The organism is Burkholderia sp. LMU1-1-1.1, from assembly GCF_040675865.1.
Classification (GTDB): Bacteria; Pseudomonadota; Gammaproteobacteria; order Burkholderiales; family Burkholderiaceae_D; genus Rugamonas.
Map to the genome: position 1 here is coordinate 418,940 of NZ_JBEGHG010000056.1, position 21,644 is coordinate 440,583.

General features: G+C 61.2%; 20 protein-coding genes and 2 tRNA genes. 12 read left to right on the forward strand and 10 right to left on the reverse strand.

Annotation, left to right across the window (positions count from 1 at the left end):
* Positions 1–75: 75 nt before the first annotated feature.
* Positions 76–160, reverse strand: a tRNA-Leu gene (locus MRBLMU1_RS27455).
* 235 nt (positions 161–395) lie between these two features.
* Between MRBLMU1_RS27455 and MRBLMU1_RS27460 the strand changes: the two genes are divergently transcribed.
* Entirely contained in the window at positions 396–2,042 is a 1,647-nt protein-coding gene (locus tag MRBLMU1_RS27460) for an ATP-binding protein (protein WP_363508612.1), read from the forward strand.
* A 62-nt stretch (positions 2,043–2,104) separates the two neighbouring features.
* Here MRBLMU1_RS27460 and MRBLMU1_RS27465 read toward each other — a convergent pair.
* Positions 2,105–2,189, reverse strand: a tRNA-Leu gene (locus MRBLMU1_RS27465).
* A 345-nt stretch (positions 2,190–2,534) separates the two neighbouring features.
* Here MRBLMU1_RS27465 and rnr point away from each other — a divergent pair.
* The 4 genes from rnr to MRBLMU1_RS27485 all read left to right on the forward strand — a co-directional run bounded on the left by rnr (position 2,535) and on the right by MRBLMU1_RS27485 (position 7,351).
* Complete coding sequence (rnr, locus tag MRBLMU1_RS27470) at positions 2,535–5,036, forward strand: ribonuclease R (RefSeq protein WP_363508615.1); 2,502 nt, start codon at positions 2,535–2,537, stop codon at positions 5,034–5,036.
* 3 nt (positions 5,037–5,039) lie between these two features.
* A complete protein-coding gene (gene rlmB, locus MRBLMU1_RS27475; RefSeq protein WP_209718812.1) occupies positions 5,040–5,783 on the forward strand; it encodes a 23S rRNA (guanosine(2251)-2'-O)-methyltransferase RlmB in 744 nt (247 codons plus the stop codon).
* Positions 5,784–5,918: 135 nt separating this feature from the next.
* Positions 5,919–6,665: a serine O-acetyltransferase gene (gene cysE, locus MRBLMU1_RS27480; RefSeq protein WP_363508618.1), complete on the forward strand. Its 747-nt coding sequence runs from the start codon at positions 5,919–5,921 to the stop codon at positions 6,663–6,665.
* Between the two features lie 11 nt (positions 6,666–6,676).
* Positions 6,677–7,351 carry a YceH family protein gene (locus MRBLMU1_RS27485; RefSeq protein WP_363508620.1) on the forward strand — a complete coding sequence of 225 codons (675 nt, stop codon included), beginning with the start codon at positions 6,677–6,679 and terminating at the stop codon, positions 7,349–7,351.
* A gap of 49 nt (positions 7,352–7,400) precedes the next feature.
* Here the strand turns inward: MRBLMU1_RS27485 and MRBLMU1_RS27490 are convergent, their stop codons facing one another.
* The 5 genes from MRBLMU1_RS27490 to MRBLMU1_RS27510 all read right to left on the reverse strand — a co-directional run bounded on the left by MRBLMU1_RS27490 (position 7,401) and on the right by MRBLMU1_RS27510 (position 11,141).
* Positions 7,401–8,138 carry a hypothetical protein gene (locus MRBLMU1_RS27490; protein ID WP_363508623.1) on the reverse strand — a complete coding sequence of 246 codons (738 nt, stop codon included), beginning with the start codon at positions 8,136–8,138 and terminating at the stop codon, positions 7,401–7,403.
* A gap of 1 nt (position 8,139) precedes the next feature.
* Positions 8,140–9,093 carry a hypothetical protein gene (locus tag MRBLMU1_RS27495; protein ID WP_363508626.1) on the reverse strand — a complete coding sequence of 318 codons (954 nt, stop codon included), beginning with the start codon at positions 9,091–9,093 and terminating at the stop codon, positions 8,140–8,142.
* Positions 9,090–9,947 carry an ABC transporter ATP-binding protein gene (locus tag MRBLMU1_RS27500; RefSeq protein WP_363508629.1) on the reverse strand — a complete coding sequence of 286 codons (858 nt, stop codon included), beginning with the start codon at positions 9,945–9,947 and terminating at the stop codon, positions 9,090–9,092. The genes MRBLMU1_RS27495 and MRBLMU1_RS27500 overlap by 4 nt, the downstream gene beginning before the upstream one ends.
* Positions 9,944–10,315 carry a GntR family transcriptional regulator gene (locus tag MRBLMU1_RS27505; RefSeq protein ID WP_363508633.1) on the reverse strand — a complete coding sequence of 124 codons (372 nt, stop codon included), beginning with the start codon at positions 10,313–10,315 and terminating at the stop codon, positions 9,944–9,946. The genes MRBLMU1_RS27500 and MRBLMU1_RS27505 overlap by 4 nt, the downstream gene beginning before the upstream one ends.
* 97 nt (positions 10,316–10,412) lie before the next feature.
* Positions 10,413–11,141: a DUF72 domain-containing protein gene (locus MRBLMU1_RS27510; protein WP_363508636.1), complete on the reverse strand. Its 729-nt coding sequence runs from the start codon at positions 11,139–11,141 to the stop codon at positions 10,413–10,415.
* Positions 11,142–11,696: 555 nt separating this feature from the next.
* On the opposite strand from MRBLMU1_RS27510, the gene MRBLMU1_RS27515 reads away from it, so the two are divergent.
* The 4 genes from MRBLMU1_RS27515 to MRBLMU1_RS27530 all read left to right on the forward strand — a co-directional run bounded on the left by MRBLMU1_RS27515 (position 11,697) and on the right by MRBLMU1_RS27530 (position 16,048).
* Entirely contained in the window at positions 11,697–13,901 is a 2,205-nt protein-coding gene (locus MRBLMU1_RS27515) for a bifunctional SulP family inorganic anion transporter/carbonic anhydrase (protein WP_363508638.1), read from the forward strand.
* A gap of 55 nt (positions 13,902–13,956) precedes the next feature.
* On the forward strand, positions 13,957–14,529 hold the full coding sequence (locus tag MRBLMU1_RS27520) for a DUF1439 domain-containing protein (RefSeq protein WP_363508641.1): 573 nt from the start codon (positions 13,957–13,959) through the stop codon (positions 14,527–14,529).
* A gap of 157 nt (positions 14,530–14,686) precedes the next feature.
* Positions 14,687–15,193 carry a DUF6622 family protein gene (locus MRBLMU1_RS27525; RefSeq protein WP_363508644.1) on the forward strand — a complete coding sequence of 169 codons (507 nt, stop codon included), beginning with the start codon at positions 14,687–14,689 and terminating at the stop codon, positions 15,191–15,193.
* Between the two features lie 102 nt (positions 15,194–15,295).
* On the forward strand, positions 15,296–16,048 hold the full coding sequence (locus MRBLMU1_RS27530; protein WP_363508647.1) for a tetratricopeptide repeat protein: 753 nt from the start codon (positions 15,296–15,298) through the stop codon (positions 16,046–16,048).
* Between the two features lie 135 nt (positions 16,049–16,183).
* Here MRBLMU1_RS27530 and MRBLMU1_RS27535 read toward each other — a convergent pair whose 3' ends face one another.
* From MRBLMU1_RS27535 to MRBLMU1_RS27545, 3 genes are all read right to left on the reverse strand, one after another.
* On the reverse strand, positions 16,184–16,966 hold the full coding sequence (locus MRBLMU1_RS27535; protein WP_363508650.1) for a UDP-2,3-diacylglucosamine diphosphatase: 783 nt from the start codon (positions 16,964–16,966) through the stop codon (positions 16,184–16,186).
* 26 nt (positions 16,967–16,992) lie between these two features.
* Positions 16,993–17,487 carry a peptidylprolyl isomerase gene (locus MRBLMU1_RS27540; protein ID WP_209718773.1) on the reverse strand — a complete coding sequence of 165 codons (495 nt, stop codon included), beginning with the start codon at positions 17,485–17,487 and terminating at the stop codon, positions 16,993–16,995.
* 62 nt (positions 17,488–17,549) lie between these two features.
* Positions 17,550–18,185, reverse strand: coding sequence for a peptidylprolyl isomerase (locus MRBLMU1_RS27545; protein ID WP_363508653.1), 636 nt, complete (start codon positions 18,183–18,185; stop codon positions 17,550–17,552).
* A gap of 300 nt (positions 18,186–18,485) precedes the next feature.
* Here MRBLMU1_RS27545 and cysS point away from each other — a divergent pair, with 300 nt between their 5' ends.
* The 3 genes from cysS to MRBLMU1_RS27560 all read left to right on the forward strand — a co-directional run bounded on the left by cysS (position 18,486) and on the right by MRBLMU1_RS27560 (position 21,595).
* Positions 18,486–19,877, forward strand: a complete 1,392-nt coding sequence (gene cysS, locus MRBLMU1_RS27550; protein WP_363508655.1) for a cysteine--tRNA ligase — start codon at positions 18,486–18,488, stop codon at positions 19,875–19,877.
* Positions 19,877–20,536 carry a DNA-3-methyladenine glycosylase family protein gene (locus tag MRBLMU1_RS27555; RefSeq protein WP_363508658.1) on the forward strand — a complete coding sequence of 220 codons (660 nt, stop codon included), beginning with the start codon at positions 19,877–19,879 and terminating at the stop codon, positions 20,534–20,536. Before cysS ends, MRBLMU1_RS27555 begins: the two co-directional genes overlap by 1 nt.
* Positions 20,537–20,620: 84 nt before the next feature.
* On the forward strand, positions 20,621–21,595 hold the full coding sequence (locus tag MRBLMU1_RS27560; RefSeq protein ID WP_090321062.1) for an acetyl-CoA carboxylase carboxyltransferase subunit alpha: 975 nt from the start codon (positions 20,621–20,623) through the stop codon (positions 21,593–21,595).
* The last annotated feature ends 49 nt before the right edge of the window (positions 21,596–21,644 follow it).

Here is a 21,644-nt window from a genome sequence, read left to right on the forward strand (position 1 = left end):
CAGTATCAGTCAGCGCAATGAAAAAAGCCCCCAATACGCCGTAAGGCTGACTGGAGGCGTTTTTGCGGAATTTTGTGGTGCCCACGGAGGGACTCGAACCCCCACACCTTGCGGCACATGGACCTGAACCATGCGCGTCTACCAATTCCGCCACGTGGGCACTGTACTGCTTACTGCGTCTTGCTTCGCTGCCGCGTGTTCTGCAACAGAGGCCAGAATCATAAGTGAGCGGCCCATCCCAGTCAAGGGAGAAACCCATTTTTTGTGAAAGAAATTCGCGCGCCACAACTGGCGCCGCGTGGGCAGGGCGGGGCGGATTTCGCGCTTGCTTGTTCAGTCGCACTTTCGTAAGCTCCAGTTTGCCCACTCGGCATCCAAGCATACGGAGACACTCAATGGAGATGTTGAACAACTGGTTTAACAGCCAGGGATTTATGCCGCACGGCCACTGCTTTTTGTGGATACCGTCCATCCTGTGGACCAGCGTCATCGCCGACGCGCTGATCGCACTGGCATATCTGACCATCCCCGTCACGCTGATTTACTTCATTCGCCGCCGCAGCGACATGCCGTTCAACTGGATGTTCATCGCCTTCGGCGTGTTCATCCTCGCCTGCGGCAGCACGCACATGGCCGAGATCTGGGTGGTATGGCGTCCCGACTATGTGCCGTTGGTGATCCTCAAGGCGATCACGGCGGCCGCCTCGGTGGTGACGGCGATCGCGCTCGTGCGGCTGGTGCCGGTGGCCTTGCTGATTCCCAGTCCCGCGCAGTTGGCCGCCGTCAATGCCGAGCTGCTGCAAGCGAATAAGGACCTGCGCGCCGCGATGGAGCGCGCCGAAGTGGCGAACCGGGCCAAAAGCGCTTTCCTCGCCGCGATGAGCCACGAGCTGCGCACGCCGCTCAACGCCATCCTCGGTTACACGCAAATACTCAAGCGCGACAAGCAGCTGTCGCCGTCCCAGCAAGCCGGCCTCGGCACGATTCATCAAGGCGGCCACCACCTGCTGGCGCTGATCAACGACGTGCTGGACCTGTCGCGCGTGGAGGCGGGCAAGATGGAGTTCCATCCGAAGCCGGTCCGGCTGGGCGAATTGTTGACGGTGGTCGCCGACATCATGCGCGTGCGGGCCGAGCAGAGACACTTGCACTTTGAGCTGGAACTGGTCGGCGGGCTGCCGCTCGCGATTAGCGTCGATGAGACGCGGCTGCGGCAGGTATTGTTGAACTTGCTTGGCAATGCCGTCAAATTCACCGACCACGGCGCGGTGCGGCTGCGGGTTTCGCCCTCTCCCGCGCCCGCCCCGGCCCCGGCGGTCCCGGCGGCGGACGGTTCCGCCGCCGTCTCCGGCGGGGCCGAGGCGACGGCCACGGCCCATCTGCGCTTCGAAGTGCTCGACGAGGGCGTGGGCATCGACGCCTCCCAGCTGGATATCATTTTCGATCCGTTCGAGCAGGTCGGCGAGGCCGCGCGGCGCGCCGGCGGCACGGGCCTGGGCCTGACGATCAGCCGCCAGCTGGTGCGCCAGATGGGTGGCGAGGTGAAAGTGGAGAGCGTGCCGGGGCGCGGCAGCCGCTTCTGGTTCGATGTCCCGATGCCGGTGGTCGACGCGCCCGGCGCCGCCGCGGGAGGCGACGGGATCCCCAGTGGCTACCTGGGGCCGCGCAAAACCTTGCTGGTGGTGGATGACGTGGCCACCAACCGCGCCTTGCTGCGCGATCTGCTGGGGGCGCTTGGCTTTCGGATGCTGGAGGTCGACAACGGCGCCGCCGCGTTACGCCTGGCGAAAATCGACCCGCCCGACCTGGTGTTGATGGATATGGTGATGCCGGACATGGATGGCATTGAAACGACCCGCAGGCTGCGCGCCGAGCCGGACACCGCCAGGACGCCGGTGCTGATCATTTCGGCCAGCTCGACGCCGGAGGAGGGGCTGCGTGCGATCGCGGCAGGCGCCGACGCCTTCCTCGGCAAGCCGGTCGACGAGCATGCGCTGCTTGGCGAAATCGGCGCCCGCCTCAATTTGCAGTGGATAAAATGACGGGGCAATGAAAAAAGCCCCCGGCGCTGTTAGGCTAGCCGGAGGCTTTTTTGCGGAATTTGTGGTGCCCACGGAGGGACTCGAACCCCCACACCTTGCGGCACATGGACCTGAACCATGCGCGTCTACCAATTCCGCCACGTGGGCACTGATACTGCTGAACAACAACTGCTATTATAGCGACAGGGTGAGTTTCGCGCCAGATGAACTTTCGTTCCATACTGCGCATCAACCCGGTCTAGCAGTTTCTCGGTTAAACTTTTGTTTTTCAACATTGTCGCTGCGAGAGACCAAGATTATAGAGCAATCCTGCGCAATGTCAAACACCAAATTCGGAATATGTCTGAAAAATCCTGCAGAAGGGCGGCCAATTAGGCTATCCCGGCGTTTCCAAGTACACTACGCCTGTCGTCGTGTCATATATATGCACCCGACGATTTTGCCAGGCCGGATTTCCTCTGAACACTGTCAATAACAACTACAGAAATACTTTTGAACCAAACTACCCACACCATTCCCAGCCGGGAGGAAATTCTCGGCATCTTCCGCAGCGCCAAGGCGCCGCTTGACCTGCTCGCAGTAGCGAAGTCGCTCAAAGTCGCCAATGACGCGCAAGCCGTGCTGTCGCGCCGGCTCAACGCCATGCAGCGCGACGGCCAGATCGTCGCCGACGACACCGGCCACTTCTCGTTGGCGACCGAGACCGGCTTTGTCGCCGGCCGCGTCAGCAGCCACCGCGACGGCTTCGGTTTCGTCATCCCGGACGAGCCGGGCGAGGACCTGTTCCTGCCCGAGAAGGAAATGCAGAAAGTGCTGCACGGCGACCGCGTGCTGGCCAAGGTCATCGGCGTCGACCGCCGCGGCCGGCCGGAAGGCACCATCGTCGAAGTCGTCCAGCGCGCCAACACGCACGTCATCGGCCGCCTGCTCAACGAAAACGGCACCTGGATCGTCGCGCCGGAAGACCAGCGCATCGCCCAGGACATCCTGATCGAAGGCTCGATCGGCAAGGCCAAATCGGGGCAGGTCGTCAGCGTCGAGCTGACCGAGCAGCCGATGCGTTTCAAGCAGCCGGTCGGCAAGATCGTTGAAGTGCTGGGATCGCTTGACGATCCGGGCATGGAGATCGAAATCGCCGTGCGCAAGTTCGGCGTGCCGCACATCTTCTCCGACGCCGCGCTCAAGCAGGCCAACAAGCTGCCCGACGTGGTGCGCGAGATCGACCTGGCCGACCGCGTCGACCTGCGCGACATTCCGCTGGTGACCATCGACGGCGAAGACGCGCGCGACTTCGACGACGCGGTCTACTGCGAACCGGTCAAGATCGGCCGCGCCAACGCCTACCGCCTGATCGTCGCCATCGCCGACGTCAGCCACTACGTCAAGCCGAACGACGCGCTCGACACCGACGCGCTCGAACGCAGCACCTCGGTCTACTTCCCGCGCCGCGTGATTCCGATGCTGCCGGAGAAGCTGTCGAACGGCCTGTGCTCGCTGAACCCGGCGGTCGACCGTTTGACCCTGGTGTGCGACGCCGTCATCACCGCCAAGGGCGAGATCAAGGCCTACCAGTTCTACCCGGCCGTGATCCACTCGGCCGCGCGCCTGACCTACACCGAAGTGGCCGACATCCTCGGCAACACCAAGGGACCGGAAGCGGCGCGCCGCCCGGGCATCGTGCCGCATCTGCTGAATTTGTACGACGTCTACCAGGCCTTGCTGAAGGCACGCAGCGAACGCGGCGCGATCGACTTCGAGACCACCGAAACGTATATCGTCTGCAACCCGTCGGGCAAGATCGAAAAGATCATCCCGCGCACCCGCAACGAAGCGCACAAGCTGATCGAAGAATGCATGTTGACCGCCAACGTCTGCGCGGCCGACCTGCTGATCCGCCACAAGCATCCCGGCACCTACCGCATCCACGCCAGCCCGACCGCTGAAAAGCTCAAGCAGGTGCGCACCTTCCTCAAGCAGGTGAACCTGACCTTGAACGGCGGCGACAAGCCGACCGCCGGCGATTACGCCGAGCTGATGCGCCAGGTCAAGGAGCGTCCGGACGCGTCGCTGCTGCAAACCATGCTGCTGCGCTCGATGCAGCAGGCGGTCTACTCGCCCGACAACATCGGCCACTTCGGCCTGGCGTACGAGGCCTATGCCCACTTCACCAGCCCGATCCGCCGCTATCCGGACTTGCTGACGCACCGCGCCATCAAGGCCATCCTGCTTGGTAAAAAGTACGAGCCGAAGATCCCGTCGACCAGCGTGCTCAACACGAACGTCTCGAACGCCACGCGCAAGCAGCAGGCCAAGGACAAGGCCGACGGCAAAGAGAAAAAAGCCGCCGTCGACCTGACCGTGTGGGACGCGCTGGGCGTGCACTGCTCGGCCAACGAGCGCCGCGCCGACGAAGCGTCGCGCGACGTCGAAGCCTGGCTCAAGTGCTACTTCATGCAGGACAAGCTGGGCGAGGAATTCACCGGCATCATCACCGGCGTGACCAGCTTCGGCATCTTCGTGCAACTGGATCAATTGTTCGTCGAAGGCATGGTGCACATCACCGACCTTGGCGCCGACTACTTCCAGTACGACGACGCCCGCCACGAGCTGCGCGGCGACCGCACCGGCAAGCGTTTCCAGCTGACCGACCGGGTCGACGTGCAAGTGGTGCGCGTCGATCTGGAATCGCGCAAGATCGATCTGCGCCTGGCCGGCGCCGACGCGCCGCCGCCACGTCCGGAGAAACCGTCCAAGGATCGGAAGGGCAACATCAAGCCGGGCCCGACGACGTCGCAGCGCCACGAGGTGAAGACCACCGCGCCGAAGTCGGCGCCGTCCAAGCCGTCGCAATCGGCCCAGCCTTCCGCCCCACAGCCGGCCGCCAAGCCGGCGTCGCGCTCGCGTGGCGGTCGCGGCAAAACCAATGCCGCGGCGAGTGCCGCGGTAGCACCCCGAGCAGCGAAGCCTGCCTCAAAAAGTAAGAAGAAGCGATAAATAATGAAGAACAAAATGATTTTTGGTTTCCATGCGGTGACCTCGCGTTTGCGTCATGAGGCCTCATCCGTGGAAGAGATTTTCATCGACGCCACGCGCGACGACCGCCGCATGAAGGATCTGGTCGCCAACGCCAAGGCGGCCGGCGTGCGCGTCATGCCGGTCGACTCGGCACGGCTGGACAAGATCGTCGGCACCCGCCGCCACCAGGGCGTGATCGCCTTCGCCTCGCAGCTGGCGCTGGCGCGCAATCTCGATGAACTGCTCGACGCCATCGAAGGCCCGCCGCTGCTGCTGGTCCTCGACGGCATCACCGACCCGCACAACCTGGGCGCCTGCCTGCGCGTGGCCGACGGCGTCGGCGCCCACGCGGTCATCGTGCCGAAGGACCGCGCCGTCGGCCTGAACGCCACGGCCGCCAAGGTCGCCAGCGGCGCGGCGGAGACCGTGCCTTACATCACCGTCACCAACCTGGCGCGCACCCTGCGCGACCTGAAGGACCGCGACATCTGGCTGATCGGCACCTCCGACGACGGCGAAAAAGGCCTGTACGAAGCCGACTTCACCGGCCCGACCGCGCTGGTCATGGGTTCGGAAGGCGAGGGCATGCGCCGCCTGACGCGCGAGACCTGCGACATGCTGGTCAGCATCCCGATGTTCGGTTCGGTTGAAAGTTTGAACGTCTCCGTGGCCTCCGGCGTCTGTCTGTACGAAGCGCGCCGCCAGCGCCTTGCCAAGGAAGCTTAAACAGCATCCCGGCAAAGCAGTTCCGGCGGCTCACTTCGAGGGCCGCCGTTCTCCTTCCCTCCAAGTCTGCCGCTTCTTAGCAACCTCCAACCGGATGCGCTAACATGGGCGTTTCGGTTGTCATTCCGTACAGCTATGTTCAACCACCTGCGACAAGACATTAACAGCATCATCGAACGCGACCCCGCCGCCCGCAACACCTGGGAGGTGCTCACTTGCTATCCCGGCCTGCAGGCGATCGTCATGCACCGCTGGGCCAGCTGGTGCTGGTGGCATGGCATGAAGTGGCTGGGCCGCTTCATTTCCTATCTGGCGCGTATCATCACCGGGATTGAAATCCACCCGGGCGCCACGATCGGCCGGCGCGTCTTCATCGACCACGGCTTCGGCGTGGTCATCGGCGAGACGGCCGAAGTCGGGGACGACTGCACCATCTACCAGGGCGTGACCTTGGGCGGCACCTCGCTGCACGCCGGCAGCAAGCGCCACCCGACCTTGGCGCGCGGCGTCATCGTCGGCGCCGGCGCCAAGGTGCTGGGCGGCTTCACGGTGGGCGAATACGCCAAGGTCGGCTCCAACGCCGTGCTGCTCAAGCCGGTGCCGGCGGGCGCCACGGCGGTCGGCAATCCCGCGCACATCGTGCAGAAGGAAGCGGCGGCGCCGGTCAGCGCCACCGCGCACCTGTTCTCTGCCTACGGGGTGACACCGAACGGCGACGATCCGCTGTCGAAAGCGCTGCACGGCCTGATCAACCACGCCGTCCAGCAGGAACAGCAGATCGAGCGCATCCTGGCAGTGCTGAAGGCGGCGGGCTTGCCCTGTCAGGGAGTAGCCGAATGTGATAAATTGAATTCCGACCAATTAAACAAGCTCGTCGAATAAGGATAATGGACATGGAATCACCCGCAGGCGCAGAAGTACTGGACCCGTTTGAAATCCGCGTGCTGGCCGTGCTGGCCGAAAAGGAAGCGCTCACGCCGGACAACTACCCGCTGTCGCTGAACGCGCTGGTCAACGGCTGCAATCAGCTGTCGAGCCGCGATCCGGTGATGTCGATCTCGGAAGAAACGGTGGCCGACGTCCTGCAGCGGCTGATGCAGCGCAAATACGTCAACGGCATCACGCAGGCCGGCGCGCGGGTCACCAAGTACGAGCACCGGATGCGCATCAAATGGTCGCTGGAGCAGGACAAGCTGGCGGTGCTGACGATCCTGATGCTGCGCGGGTTGCAGACGGCGGGCGAGATCCGCACCCGCACGGGGCGCTTGCACGACTTCAAATCGGTGGCGGACGTCGAGCAGGCGCTGCAGTTCCTGATCGACAAATATCCGCCGCTGGTCTCGAAGCTCGCCCTCGCGCCCGGTACCAAGGAGCCGCGCTACGGCCAGTTGCTGGGCGGCGAAGAAGCGCTGGCGCGAGAGGAAACGGCGGCCGGCCTGGGCGGCTCGGTCAGCTCGGCCTCGTCGGGCGGCCGGGTCGCCGCGCTGGAGCAGGAAGTGCAGCAACTGCGGCGCGACTTCGACGACCTCAGCGCCCAGTTCGCCGAATTCCGCAAACAGTTCGAATAGCAACTCCGGGGTCAGGTCCACCATTTCTACACGGGCTGGTCTGTTGTGATCATTTTGTCGTGAATTCGACCAGCGCCTCATCGGGGAAGGCTTTGTTGCCGGTCGGGACGGAGTAGGATTTGCCGTCCCGGAGAACTTTCAGCGCCAATCGTTGCTCGCCCCAGACCAAGGTTGCGCCGCTGATGACCGTATCGCTGCGTCCGCCGTAGCGAAACTGTTTGTGCGTACACCAATCGGTGGTCAAGGTCAGCGCCGTGATCTGCATGCGTAACGTCCATGTCAACAGCTTCTTGCCGATCGCCGTCGTGACCGCGCATTCCAGCCTCAAGTCGCCCAACCGGCGCATGCCCTCCGGCACGCCGTCGCTGCGCACATCCGCGTTCCAGCTGTAGCCACGCTTGCTCTTGTTGAGGATCAGGTCGGCGTCCTCATCTTCCGCCGCTTCGTCGCGCGGCAGGACGAAGCCGCCGTCCGCCGCCAGCGGCACAGGAATCGTCGTCGTGGCGCCGACAATGGCTAGCGTGAGCCCGTCCATCGCGCCGTCGGCGTTGCCACGCAGGCGGAAGCGGACCGGCTTGGCTGTCGGCGCCAGGTCGTGACGGTCGTCGAACGCGTCCAGTCCCGCCAGCATGTAGCGGTAGGGCAGCAGCGTTGGATTCTTCGGCCCGGGTATCGTGATGGTGTGATCCGCATCGGCAATATCATCGCCCCCCGCCGCCGCGCCGGCAAACGATGCCAGCGTGGCCAGCAGCAGGGCGACGGGAAAGCTCCGTGTCGCCCGCCCCATATCAACCTTCCTCGCGGCGGCGGCGCATCCAGATGGCCACCGCGATCATGGCGGCCCCGGCGACCACGCCGATCCAGACATTGGCATTGCCCAGGGTCGCCCACGACTCGCCGAAGATCGTTTGCGGCACCGGCAGGCGGTGCGGAACGTGCTCCATGGCGATATGGGCTTCGTCGAACAGCAGCCACGCGCCCGGCACCACGCTGAGCAACAGGCGGCTGACGATATTGCTGACGAACCAAGTCGAGTTGATGCCGATGTGCATGGCTTTTTCGGCCCACAGCAACAGCAGCGCCGTCACCAGCGGCGTGCCGACCGCCCACAGGAACACCTTGGAGCGCGCCATGCTCGACACCATCAGCAACCAGCCCACCGTCGGCAGCGCCCACATTACGTACAAGGGAATCAGACCGAGCATGCGCAGCGGCGTCAAGTAAAGGTCCGGCGTAAGGAGCAGCTCGCCGAACACGTTCGTACCGTGCATCAACAACAGGAAGGCGCCGATGAACAGGATCAGCAGCGACAGCACGAAGCCGATGCCCAGCGTGATCAGCGGCGCCACGACGGCGGCGAGCAAAACCTTCGACAGCACCGTCATCGAGTCCGACACCGGCAGCGATTTCCAGAACAGCAGACTGCGGTCGCGCCGCTCGTCATGCAGCGCGCCGAGGCAGTAGAAGAACACCAGCACGCCAAGCACCAGCAGCACCGGCGCGGAAGAGGCCATATACGCCTGCGCCATCGTTTCGACGACTTGCGTGCGCACCTTGCCCTCCAGGGTGACCGACAGGATTTGCGACGGCGAACCGTCGCCGTTGATGCTGATGTTCTTGTCGAACGTGGCCGCGACCAGCGCCATCACTGCGATCAGCGCGGCGATCACCGCCGGCGCCCACACCAGCATGCCCTTGTGTTCCCACATCTCGCGCTTGATCAGCCATTTCATGGTTTTCATGCGTAGGTTCCTTTCATGGTGGCGACAAACAGATCGGCGACGCTGGGCGTGCGCAGTTCGCCGAAGTTCGCCAGTTGCTCGCGCGATACGCCGTCAAACAGCATGATGGATTTGCCGAACACGGTACGCTGGGTCATCGGCTGCAGCGCGTTGGCGGCGGCGATGAATGGCGGCTCGACCATCACTTCCGTGAAGCGCTCGCCGACCTCGTCCATCGTCGCGGCCAGCGAGATCTTGCCGTCCTGGATGAACATCAGGTCGGTCAGGATGTGCTCGACCTCTTCGATCTGGTGCGTCGTGATGACGATGGTTTTGTTCTCATCGAAATAGTCCTCCAGCAGGTTCTGGTAGAACTGCTTGCGGTACAGGATATCGAGGCCCAGGGTCGGCTCGTCGAGCACCAGCAGCTTGGCGTCGATGGCCATGACCAGCGCCAGGTGCAGCTGCACCACCATGCCCTTGGACATGGCCTTGACCTTCATCCGCGGATCCAACTTGGTGATGGCCAGATATTTCTCCGCCTTGCTGCGGTCGAAGCGCGGATGGACGCCTTCGACGAAATCGATCGCGTCCTTGACCTTGAGCCACTTCGGCAGGATGGCGACGTCGGCGATGAAGCACACCTCGTTCATCAGCGCGTCGCGCTGGGTGCGCGGGTCCATGCCGAGCACCGACAACTCCCCGTCGAACTGGGTCAGTCCCAGCAGGGCTTTGAGCGTGGTGGTCTTGCCGGAGCCGTTGGGGCCGATCAGGCCGACGATGCGACCTGCCTCGACCGTGAAGGTGACGCCGTCCAACGCGGCTTGCTTGCCGTATTTTTTGCTGAGGTTGGACGCGGTGATGATGGTGCTCATGCCGTACCTCCTGGCGCCGCCGGCTTGAGCAGCGATTCGGGGTCGAGACCGAGCCGGCGGATGCGTTCGAGCATGGCCGGCCATTCTTCGCGCAGGAAGCGCTCGCGTTCGCTCGCCAAAAGTTTTTCGTGGGCGCCATCGGTAACGTACATGCCTAATCCCCTTCTTTTTTCGACCAAGGTTTCGTCCACGAGCTCCTGATAGGCCCGCGATACGGTAATCGGATTGAGTTGATAATCGGCGGCAACCTGCCGGACCGAGGGCAGCGCGTCGCCCGGCTTGAGGACGCCATCGAGCATCATGCCGATGACCTTGTCCTTCAGCTGCCGGTAGATCGGCGCGTTGTCATTCCAGCCTATCGTGGACATACATGTGTACCCCTTGATGTGTGTTAATGAAGTGGTGTTGTAGTTAACTATAACAGTGATGCTGAAAAAAGCAAGCCGATTTTTCGGTGATCGCGGACTAACCGACTTTAGCCATCAATTCGAGTGCGTTGGGCAATGCCGCGCCGGACGCGGTGTTGTCGAAGATGCACCATCCAGGGTGTTTTTTTAGATAATCGGCAACTTGATTCAGATATTTTTCTTCATACGGTGAGTAATAAATTCGCGGACTGCCGTGCAAACGCGCGTAAACCGTGTCGGTGGTCGGGACGAAAACGCCGGCTTGGCCGGCCGGCGGGTCGGCGATGACGCGCGTGACGCGATGACGTTTCATCAACTCGGTGGCCTCGTCGCCGAACCAGCTACCGTGGCGCGCTTCGCACGCAAAGTCGCATTTGAAGCTTTCATGCAGGCGTTCGAAGAACCCGTCGGCAACCTTCAGGTCGAATACCAGGCTAGGCGGTAGTTGCACCAGGATGCAGCCGAGTTTGTCGCCCAATGTGCCGGCCTCGGCCGCAAACCTTGCCAGTAAATCATCAATGCCGACTAACTTTTGATAATGGCTGATGCTTCTAGGTAACTTAACCGAAAAGCGGAACTCATCCGGCACGCTTTCGGCCCAGCGCGCATAAGTCGAGGCCTGATGCGGCTTGTAGAAGGATGAGTTGATTTCGGCCGCGTTCAGGACGGTGGCGTAGCGCTGCAAATGGCTGCCTTCGCCGGGAAAGCGCGACGCCGATTGCCGGTCGATACTCCACCCGGCGCAACCAATACGTATATTTGAAATCATTTTATTAACCCCGCTCAAAAAAGAACACCTTGGTTCATTTTAAGGCTTATTCCGAATCCGCGGCGCCCAGTTCGGCGGATTGGCCGGATCAATTAACCGATCATCTTTTTGATTATTTAAGGTTACTAGCAATTGTATATTTTCCGAATATATCTGGTATATGGATTATTTATTATAAGATCAGGCTACGTAGAATACCGTACTTGACATATTAAATTGCACCAAATTGGCGCATTCAAAAAGAATGATAATAGGAAATTATTGTTTAAAATATGAATTATCGAACAATGTTGCCATCTCCGAAAAGTCCGTGCTATATTGTTTTCACCGCTGAAGCCCTTGGTTGTCATCCTCCGCGCCATTATCAATCTCGATAGCGGTCGCGCTGAGATATTCCAATTTTCCATACGTCTGCGCAGGCGTCCGGGTTAATTGGTAGTGCTGCCCTCGATAACCTTTTGTTTAAATCTCTTCCAATTCGATGTCATCTTGATCATCGGTGGATGATGGCTGGCGCCTGTCTGACTAATCATAGTCATCCGTTTAAATCATTCATCAGCATGGATATTGATTATGAATAAACTCAAGTACGATATACCGGCCGCTATCGTGGTCTTCCTGGTGGCGCTGCCGCTATGCCTGGGTATCGCCCTGGCGTCGGGCGCCCCCCTGTTCTCCGGCATCATCTCCGGCATCATCGGGGGCATCGTCGTGGGGATGATCAGTGGCTCGCAGACCAGCGTCAGCGGTCCTGCCGCCGGTCTGGCCGCCGTGGTGCTGGCCTCGATCACCAAGCTCGGGACGTTCGAGATCTTGCTGGTGGCGATATTGATTGCCGGGGTATTGCAGCTGGCAATGGGTATATTCCGCGCCGGTTTCATCGCCAACTATATTCCGTCGAATGTGATAAAGGGCCTGCTCGCCGCGATCGGTATTCTATTGATACTTAAGCAGATTCCGCACGCGATCGGCTACGACAAGACCGATGTCGATAATTTCTCATTTACGCAAGGGAATGGTGAGAATACATTCTCCGCCATTATCAACGCGTTGAATGTCATCACGCCCGGCGCGCTGATTATTTCTCTGCTGTCGGTTCTGATCCTGGTCTACTGGGATAAAACACCATTCAAGCGGTTCAAGCTGTTGCCGGCGCCGCTGTTCGTGGTGGCATTGGCCATTCTTTTGAATATCATGTTCAATAAATATGTTCCCGCGCTTGGAATTGAACAAACCCATCTGGTCGATATTCCACCCATCGATACCGGCAATCTTGGCGCTTATTTGCACTTGCCGGATATTGGCCATTTCGCCAATCGCGATGTCTGGTTCGTCGGCATTACCATCGCCATTGTCGCCTCGCTGGAAACGCTGCTGAATGTGGAGGCGGTCGACAAGCTCGATCCCCACAAGCGTGAAACACCGCCCAATCGCGAGCTGGTGGCCCAGGGTTTCGGTAATATCTTTGCCGGCCTGCTGGGCGGCCTGCCGGTGACCTCGGTTATCGTCCGCAGCTCGGTGAACGTTCAGTCGGGCAATAAAACCAAGGCTTCCGCCGTACTGCACGGCGTGTTCATGCTGGTCAGCGTTGCATTGCTGAGCCCGTTATTGAATCTGATTCCATTGGCCGCTTTAGCTGCCATCCTCATCACTACCGGCTATAAATTGGCGAAGATATCGTTGTTCCGCGATATGTATCAAAAAGGATGGTCGCAATTCGTTCCTTTCGTCATTACCGTGCTGGCAATTGTCTTCACCGATTTGCTGATGGGCGTGCTGATCGGCCTTGCGGCTGGCGTGTTTTATCTCATGCGCAGCAACTTCCGCAATCCTTACTCCATTGAACAATATCGCCTGCATATCGGCGAAGTGATCAAGATGGAATTGCCCAACCAGGTATCGTTCCTGAACAAGGCCACGATCAAAACCGCGCTCTGGGAAATTCCGGACGGCTCGAAAGTTTTGATCAACGCCAGCAATTCCGATTTTATTGACAATGACGTGTTGGAAACGATCCAGGACTATCGCGTGGTCGCCGCCGAGCGCGACGTGCAGCTCAATATCATCGGCCTGCGCGACAAATACGCGCTCAACGATCCGATCCAGTTTGTGCCCGTGCTGGACCAGGAAACCCAGAAAAAGCTGCGTCCGCATGAAGTGCTGCAACTGCTGCGTGACGGCAACGAGCGCTTCAAGGCGGGCCGCTGCTTCGAAAAATACTACGTGCATCAGGCCGATGCGACCGCTTCCGGCCAGCATCCGATGGCGGTGGTGGTGAATTGCATCGATTCGCGGACGTCGCCGGAAATTATTTTCGATGCCGGCCTGGGCGATTTGTTGACGATTCGCATCGCGGGCAACGTCATCAGCCGCGAAATTATAGGCAGCCTGGAGATCGCGCACAAACTGGGCGCCAAGCTGATCGTCGTCAAGGGTCATTCCTCCTGCGGCGCCATTGGATTGGCGATGGCGAACGAGCATGCGCACAGCATCGGCTCGATCACCGGCAAGATCCAGATGGCGATACACCAGTGCTCGGGGCATGGTGTGGCCGGCAGCAAGGAATTGCGCGATCAGATCGCCCGCCAGAACATCGAGAACTCGCTGGCGGAAGTGATCAACGGCAGCCAACACCTGCGTGATTGCATCCAGCGGGGCGAAATGGGCCTGGTCGGCGCTTACCACGATATCGCGGCCAGGACCGTTCAGTTCGGCGAGCTGGTCACTGGCGACAAGGTACAGCGCTACCGCTCGTCCGATAGCGATCTCGCCGCCTGACCGGTACGCCTCAGGTCGGTCATAATGTCGGCGAGTTCATCTCGAAAAGGACAATATGATCGACCTTAAACGCTCTCTCAAGTTTGCCTTCCCGCTGCTGGCGGCGGCGTTCCTGCTGGCCGCCTGCGCCTCCCTGATCGGCCCGCGCGAGGTCGATCTGCCCCAGGAGCGCCTGCAGCACAATCTCGACCGAAAATTCCCCATGCGCCAGCGTGTGCTGGGCGTGTTCGAGGTCGAGCTGAGCCATCCCCAATTGGCCATTCTGGCCGAAAACAACCGCGTCGCTTTGAATGTCGACCTGAACGTGACGCCGTTGTTGGCGCGCCAGGCCTGGCGCGGCAACATGACGGTGTCCGGGCGCCTCAACGTCGACAGCGTGCGCAACACCGTCTACCTCAGCGATGCCCACGTCGATCGCTTCGCCATGGACAACATGGACGGGGGAAAGCAGGCGCAGCTCGCCAGTGTCGCGAATTTGTTGGGCGACAACGTCATCAAGGATATCGCCGTGTACACCTTCGACCCGAAGGAGTTGCGCTATGCCGGCGTGCAGTTCGTGCTGACCGGCATCGGCACGCGCCCCGGCGGCCTGGTCGCGAATCTGCAGCCGGCGGAGCAAGCGCGCTAGAGGCGGGGCGGGGCGCTGGAAATCATCGTCGCCAACGACGGTTCGCGCCGGCTGGCGGCAATTCGCGCCACCGTTCGGCATTTCGTCGCATCGCGCCGACCGGCCGCTTGGCCGCGGGCATAGTGGAGGCAACTTAACCAGCCCTGCGGAGCACGCCATGATTCAGCAAATTATTTCCCATACCCCCGTCTATGTCTGGGCCTTGCTGGCCTTCCTCATCTATCGCGGCGTGGCGGCGGCCAAGGACCGGGAAGTGTCGCTGTTAAAACTGTTCATCATTCCGGTGGTCATGCTGGTGATATCGCTTGCCGGCATCAACGGCCACGGGTTGCTCGGCGCCGGCGTATGGGGCGTGTGGCTGACCGGCATGCTGGCCACCGTTCTGATCATCTGGATGGCGGACAAGGGCGGGATCGTCGTCAACCGCGCCGCCGGCACCGTTCTGCAACGCGGCAGCTGGACCCCGTTGGTGCTGATGATCGCCATTTTTGCCATCAAGTACACGGTCGCGGTGCTGTCGGCGATGCATCCCGAGTTGCAGCATCAGCCGCTGTTCGTCGTCGCCGTAAGCGGCTTGTTCGGGGTGTTCAACGGCGTCTTCATCGGCCACCTGCTGCGCTGTGTCGCCGCCTATGCGCGCCAGCCGGCGGCGGCGCTGGCTTGACAGGCTTAATTAAGGGGAACCTTAAGCAGGCTCGGCCTTGCTTGTGGCCGACGGCAAGAGCTCTTACAATGGGCCGCATCGATGATATTGTTGGGGCGGTCTATGTATATATTTGGTATCGGCATACACGTGCTGGTGGCGATTTTCTTCGCCATCCACGTGATCCGCAGCGGCCAGCAGATGTACTGGCTGATGATACTGTTCATGTTTCCCGGTATCGGCAGCGTGGTGTATTTCATCGCGATCTACCTGCCGAACTCCAAGCTGCAACACGGCGCGCGCAAGGTGGTGACGGTGGCGGCCAAGACGCTCGATCCGGGGCGCGAGCTGCGCGAGGCGCGGCAAGCCTACGAGTACACGCCGACCGCGCAGAACCAGATGCGCCTGGCGAGCGCGTTGCTGGAGGCGGGCGATGCGGACGAGGCCGCCACGACGTATGAAGCCTGCTTGCAGGGGCCGTTTTCCGGCGATCTGGAGATCCGTTTCGGCGCGGCGCGCGCCACGCTGGCGTGCGGCAGGGCGCTTGACGCGGTGAAGCATTTGCAGACCATTCGCGCCGCCAATGTCAATTTCAGGCCGGAGCAGGTGTCGTTGTTGTTGGCGCAGTCGCTGGCCGCAGCGGGGCGGCAGGATGAGGCGAGGGCGGAGTTCGATTATGCGTTGAGCCATCACAACAGCTTCACTACGCAGGCGGAGTGCGCGATATGGGCGGCAGGGGTCGGCGACGCGGCCAAGGCGAATCAGCTCTATGAGGAATTGCAGCGCACGATACAGCGCTGGACCAGCCATACGCGGGAGTTGAACCAGCCGTTGATACGGCGGTTGAATGCGGCGATGGCGACCTTGGGAAGGTGATGATCACGTAGGTCGGATTAGGCGGAACGCCGTAATCGGCCATGCATGCGCCATCGAAACGCATGCATGGCCGATTACGCTTCGCTAATCCGCCCTACGTGCCTCCGTGGTCATTCGGGCGGCATGGCTCCGGGGTTATTCTGCGACCGTGGCGCCGCTCAGGTCGTGGCGCGTGATGGCGCCGTTGGCGTCAATCGCGATCCAGCCGCCGCGCGGCGGCGTCGCGTCCGGCTCCCAGTCTGGCAGCACGTAGCGGCGCGTGGCGCCAACCTTGTGCAGGGCGGGTCGGTGCGTGTGGCCGTGGATCATCACATCCGTGCCCGTTTGCGCGAACACGTCGCTGATCGCCTGCGGCGTCACATCCATGATCTCGTACGATTTCGCGCCTTGCTCGCTGCGGCTGCTTTCGCGCATGCCGGCGATGATGGCCTTGCGCTGCGCCAGCGGCATCGCCATGAATTGCGCCTGATACGCGGGCTGCCGCACCATCGCCCTGAATTCCATGTACTTCACATCCTCGGTGCACTGGGCGTCGCCGTGCAGCAGCACCAGGCGCTGGCCGCCGATCTCGGTCACATGGGTTTCCGGCAGCAGGGTCAACCCGGCCGCTTCGGCAAAACCGGTGGAGACCAGGAAATCGCGGTTGCCGCCTATCCAGTAGACGCGCGTGCCGCCATCGCTCACGCTACGCAGCGCGGCAACGACTTGCTGATGGAAGGGATCGCCGATGTCGTCGTCGCCCGCCCAGAATTCGAACAGGTCGCCGAGCAGGTACAACTGTTGCGCGCGCCGCGCATGCCGCTCCAGGAAGTCGAAAAACGCCGCACTGGTGGCGGGATGCGCGGGCTGCAAATGCAGATCGGAGATGAACAGCGCGAGAACGTCGTTCACGCGCTCGCCGGTCTGGTGTTGGCTCATTGAGTCTCGCTTACTTAATAGCTGAGTTAAGCGGCCAGCTCGATGCTTTCGATGATGACGTCTTCCGCCGGCACGTCGGCGAACATGCCGCTGCGGGTGGTCTTGACTTTTTTGATGGCGTCGACGACTTCGGTGCCTTCGATGACTTTACCGAACACGGCATAGCCCCAGCCGTCCTGGCCCGGGTAGTCCAGGAAGGAATTGCCCTTGACGTTGATGAAGAATTGCGCCGAAGCCGAGTGCGGCGCCGAAGTGCGGGCCATGGCCAGGGTGTACGGCTCGTTTTTCAGGCCGTTCTTGCCTTCGTTTTCCACGGTGGCGTCGGCCGGCTTTTGCTTCATGCCTGGCTCGAAACCGCCGCCCTGGATCATGAAGCCGTCGATCACGCGGTGGAAGATGGTGTTGGTGTAGTGGCCGGCGTTCATGTAGGCCAGGAAGTTTTCCACGGATTTCGGGGCTTTCTCGTCGTTCAGTTCGACGGTCATTTTGCCCATGTTGGTGGTGATGATTACGTTGGTCATGTTGTTATCCTGTGTGGTGACGGTGTAGTAAATAAGGTGTTTTTATGTCGCAGGCCGCTATTTTACAGTTTTGGCTGGATCGGGGTCTTCAAAATCGTCGCGGACTTGATCACCACCGGAATCACCGGGATGTTCTGGAAGATGCCCTTGTCGTCGACCAGCACGCCTTTGATCTTGTCGACCACTTCCTGGCCCTGGATCACTTTGCCGAACACCGTGTAGCCGAAGCCGTCGCGGCCCGGATAGTTCAGCGCCTCGTTGTCGGCGACGTTGATGAAGAACTGCGAGGTGGCCGAGTTCGGGTCGCCGGTGCGCGCCATCGCCAGCGAGTAGGTCACGTTGGTCAGGCCGTTCTGCGATTCGATCGGCACCGGCTTGTTGACTTTTTTCTGCGTCAGCTTCTCGTCGAAGCCGCCGCCCTGGATCATGAAGCCGTCGATCACGCGGTGGAAAATGGTGCCTTTATAGAAGCCCGACTTGACGTAGCCGAGGAAGTTTTCCACCGACTTCGGCGCTTTTTCGCGGTCCAGTTCGACCACGATGTCGCCCATGGTGGTTTTGATCTCGACCTGCGGCGTCGGGCTGGCCGGCGCGGCGGCCTTGCTTGCCGGCCCCGCCGCCAGCGCGGCACCCGACAGCGCGACACCCGCGAACATGGTCATCAGTTTGCCGAACAGCGATGTCTGCGATTTGTACATTCTTGCTTCCCCGTATGAATTTTGTTGGTGGCGATCGGCCCGACGAGCCAAAATCCTCAGTCATATCGGGCCAATACGATTTTTATCAATGCTATACTTCTCCAATACATTCCATTCTACCCGCTGTCCGGTCGAATGAAATAACGCAACGAACTAACGAAATAACTATACCGAGGGTCTGTCAGTCTCCACGGCATGCGATGAAACACACGGTGCGCCCCCGCTCATTTGGTGCCGCGCCAGGTTCTCGTATTGCCCGGGGCCGACACGCGCTTATAAAAAAGAATACCCAAGAGTCCGATGAGCAATTTAAAGATTTACAACACGCTGGCGCGTGAAAAGCAGACATTCGTCCCCATCGAAGCCGGCAAGGTCCGCATGTATGTCTGCGGCATGACCGTGTATGACTACTGCCACATCGGCCACGGCCGCATGATGATGGCCTTCGACGTCATGTATCGCTGGCTGCTGGCCTCGGGCTACGAGGTCACCTATGCGCGTAACATCACCGACATCGAAGACAAGATCATCAAGCGCGCGGTGGAAAACGGCGAGACGATCTCGCAGTTGACCACCCGTTTCACCAAGTACATGGACGAGGACACGGCCGCCCTCGGCATCCTGCCGCCGACGCTGGTGCCGCGCGCGACCGCCTATGTGCCGCAAATGCTGGCGCTGATCGAGAAGCTGGAAAGCAAGGACCTGGCCTATCAGGGCACCGACGGCGACGTTAATTACGCGGTGCGCAACTTCCCCAACTATGGCCGCCTGTCGGGCAAGTCGCTCGACGATCTGCGCGCCGGCGAGCGCGTCGACGTCAACACCGGCAAGCGGGATCCGCTCGATTTCGTGTTGTGGAAGGCGTCCAAGGAATCGGAGCCGGAAGAGGTCAAATGGGACTCGAAATGGGGCAAGGGCCGTCCGGGCTGGCACATCGAGTGCTCGGCGATGTGCTCAGCGCTGCTCGGCGAACACTTCGACATCCATGGCGGCGGCGCCGACCTGCAGTTCCCGCACCACGAGAACGAGATCGCCCAGTCCGAAGGCGCATTCGGCCACGCCATGGTCAACTACTGGGTGCATAACGGCTTCGTGCGCGTCGATAATGAAAAGATGTCCAAATCGCTGGGCAACTTCTTCACGATCCGCGACGTGTTGAAGAAGTACGACGCCGAGGTGATCCGCTTCTTCATCATGCGCGCCCACTATCGCAGCCCGCTGAACTATTCGGACGCGCATCTCGACGACGCCCGCGCCGCGCTGAGCCGCCTGTACACTGCGCTCGACGGCGTCGACGGCGACGGCGCGCCGCTGGACTGGACCGAAGCCCACGCCGCGCGCTTCGCCGAATCGATGGACGACGACTTCAACACGCCGCTGGCCATCGCCGTGCTGTTCGATCTGGCGAGCGAACTGAACAAATCGAAATCGCCCGCGGTGGCGCGTCAGCTCAAGGGCCTGGCTGACGTGCTGGGCCTTCTCGGACGCACGCCGCAACAGTTTAGGCAGGCGGCCGTCGGTGACGCCGACACCAGCGGCGACGCCGCCATCGACGCCGCCATCGCCCGGCGTATCGAAGCGAAAAAGGCGCGCGACTTCGCCGAATCGGACAAGATCCGCGCCGATCTGCTGGCCGCCGGCATCATCCTCGAAGACAAGCCTGACGGCACCACCAACTGGCGCCGCGCATAATGGTCACCGCCAAGGATAACGAGGGCGGAGCCGGCCCGGTATCGGCCGTTCCGCCGTACTGGGAAGAAGCCAAGATCGAGCTCATGAAGCGTGACCGCATCATGAAAAAGCTGATCCCGCAATTTGGCGACCTGCACCTGGTCGGCCATGACGACCCGTTCACCACCTTGGCGCGTTCCATCGTCGGCCAGCAAGTCACGCCCAAGGTGGCCGACGCCGCCTGGCACAAGCTATTGCTGGCCTGTCCCAAATGCACGCCCGCGCAAGTCGTCAAGGCCGGCGCCGAACAGCTGGCGGCCTGCGGCCTGTCCAAGCGCAAGACCGAATACATCCTCGACCTGGCCGACCACTTCAAGAACAAGCGCGTCCACAGCGCCCAATGGGGCCAGATGGACGACGAGGCCGTCATCGCCGAACTGGTGCAGATACGCGGCATCGGCCGCTGGACGGCCGAGATGTTTTTGATCTTTAATCTGTTGCGCCCCAACGTGCTGCCGCTGGACGACCCCGGTCTGATCCAGGGCATCAGCCACAATTATTTCTCAGGCGAACCAGTCTCGCGCAGCGACGCGCGCGAGGTGTCGGCCAATTGGGAGCCGTGGCGTACCGTCGCGACGTGGTACTTATGGCGTAGTTTGGACCCGGTTGCTGTAGAATAATCACTCTAATCGCTGCGCGAGGCCTTTTTGTGCGCGTCACAAGATGGCAACTGAGCCGCAGCTGAGAATAAACTCGGAGGTACAATGACCAAAACGACTTTCCTCAATTTTGAGCAACCGATTGCCGAACTCGATGGCAAAATCGAAGAATTACGATTCGTCCAGGATGATTCGGCCGTCGATATCTCGGAGGAGATCGACCGCCTGGCCAAGAAGAGCCAGCAACTGACCAAGGACATCTACGCAAAGCTGACCCCTTGGCAGGTCGCGCAAATCGCGCGTCACCCACAGCGTCCGTACACCATGGACTATGTGAATGAAATCTTCACCGACTTCCACGAACTGCACGGCGACCGCACCTACGCCGACGACCTGTCGGTCGTGGGCGGCCTGGCGCGCTTCAACGGCCAGGCTTGCATGGTCATCGGCCACCAGAAGGGCCGCGACACCAAGGAACGCGCGATGCGCAACTTCGGCATGCCGAAGCCGGAAGGCTACCGCAAGGCCATGCGCCTGATGAAGCTGGCTGAAAAATTTGGCATCCCGATCTTCACCTTCGTCGACACCCCGGGCGCCTTCCCCGGCATCGACGCCGAAGAGCGCGGCCAGTCCGAGGCGATCGGCCACAACCTGTACGTCATGGCCGAACTGAAAGTGCCGCTGATCGCCACCATCATCGGCGAAGGCGGCTCCGGCGGCGCGCTGGCGATCGCCGTCGGCGACGTCGTGCTGATGCTGCAATACTCGACCTACTCGGTGATCTCGCCGGAAGGTTGCGCCTCGATCCTGTGGAAGACCTCCGAGCGCGCGGCCGACGCCGCCGAAGCGCTGGGCCTGACGGCGCACCGCCTCAAGGCCATCGGCCTGATCGACAAGATCGTCAGCGAACCGCTGGGCGGCGCCCACCGCGATCCGAAGCAGATGGCCACTTTGCTCAAGCGCGCGCTGGCCGACTCGCTGCGCCAGTTCCACGGCATGAAAACCAAGGACCTGCTGGAAGCCCGCCACGAAAAGCTGATGAGCTACGGCAAATTCAAAGAAACCACGCCGCAGGAATAAACCAGCCGGCATCGACACCAACCGGGAGCGCTGCTCCCGGTTTTGCATT

Excerpts from the sequence above, each read along its gene's own strand:
- MRBLMU1_RS27460 (WP_363508612.1), top strand. The coding sequence starts at position 396 with ATGGAGATGTTGAACAACTGGTTTAACAGCCAGGGATTTATGCCGCAC.
- rlmB (WP_209718812.1), top strand. The coding sequence starts at position 5,040 with ATGAAGAACAAAATGATTTTTGGTTTCCATGCGGTGACCTCGCGTTTG.
- cysE (WP_363508618.1), top strand. The coding sequence starts at position 5,919 with ATGTTCAACCACCTGCGACAAGACATTAACAGCATCATCGAACGCGAC.
- MRBLMU1_RS27485 (WP_363508620.1), top strand. The coding sequence starts at position 6,677 with ATGGAATCACCCGCAGGCGCAGAAGTACTGGACCCGTTTGAAATCCGC.
- MRBLMU1_RS27490 (WP_363508623.1), bottom strand. The coding sequence starts at position 8,138 with ATGGGGCGGGCGACACGGAGCTTTCCCGTCGCCCTGCTGCTGGCCACG.
- MRBLMU1_RS27495 (WP_363508626.1), bottom strand. The coding sequence starts at position 9,093 with ATGAAAACCATGAAATGGCTGATCAAGCGCGAGATGTGGGAACACAAG.
- MRBLMU1_RS27500 (WP_363508629.1), bottom strand. The coding sequence starts at position 9,947 with ATGAGCACCATCATCACCGCGTCCAACCTCAGCAAAAAATACGGCAAG.
- MRBLMU1_RS27505 (WP_363508633.1), bottom strand. The coding sequence starts at position 10,315 with ATGTCCACGATAGGCTGGAATGACAACGCGCCGATCTACCGGCAGCTG.
- MRBLMU1_RS27515 (WP_363508638.1), top strand. The coding sequence starts at position 11,697 with ATGAATAAACTCAAGTACGATATACCGGCCGCTATCGTGGTCTTCCTG.
- MRBLMU1_RS27520 (WP_363508641.1), top strand. The coding sequence starts at position 13,957 with ATGATCGACCTTAAACGCTCTCTCAAGTTTGCCTTCCCGCTGCTGGCG.
- MRBLMU1_RS27525 (WP_363508644.1), top strand. The coding sequence starts at position 14,687 with ATGATTCAGCAAATTATTTCCCATACCCCCGTCTATGTCTGGGCCTTG.
- MRBLMU1_RS27530 (WP_363508647.1), top strand. The coding sequence starts at position 15,296 with ATGTATATATTTGGTATCGGCATACACGTGCTGGTGGCGATTTTCTTC.
- MRBLMU1_RS27535 (WP_363508650.1), bottom strand. The coding sequence starts at position 16,966 with ATGAGCCAACACCAGACCGGCGAGCGCGTGAACGACGTTCTCGCGCTG.
- MRBLMU1_RS27540 (WP_209718773.1), bottom strand. The coding sequence starts at position 17,487 with ATGACCAACGTAATCATCACCACCAACATGGGCAAAATGACCGTCGAA.
- MRBLMU1_RS27545 (WP_363508653.1), bottom strand. The coding sequence starts at position 18,185 with ATGTACAAATCGCAGACATCGCTGTTCGGCAAACTGATGACCATGTTC.
- cysS (WP_363508655.1), top strand. The coding sequence starts at position 18,486 with ATGAGCAATTTAAAGATTTACAACACGCTGGCGCGTGAAAAGCAGACA.
- MRBLMU1_RS27555 (WP_363508658.1), top strand. The coding sequence starts at position 19,877 with ATGGTCACCGCCAAGGATAACGAGGGCGGAGCCGGCCCGGTATCGGCC.
- MRBLMU1_RS27560 (WP_090321062.1), top strand. The coding sequence starts at position 20,621 with ATGACCAAAACGACTTTCCTCAATTTTGAGCAACCGATTGCCGAACTC.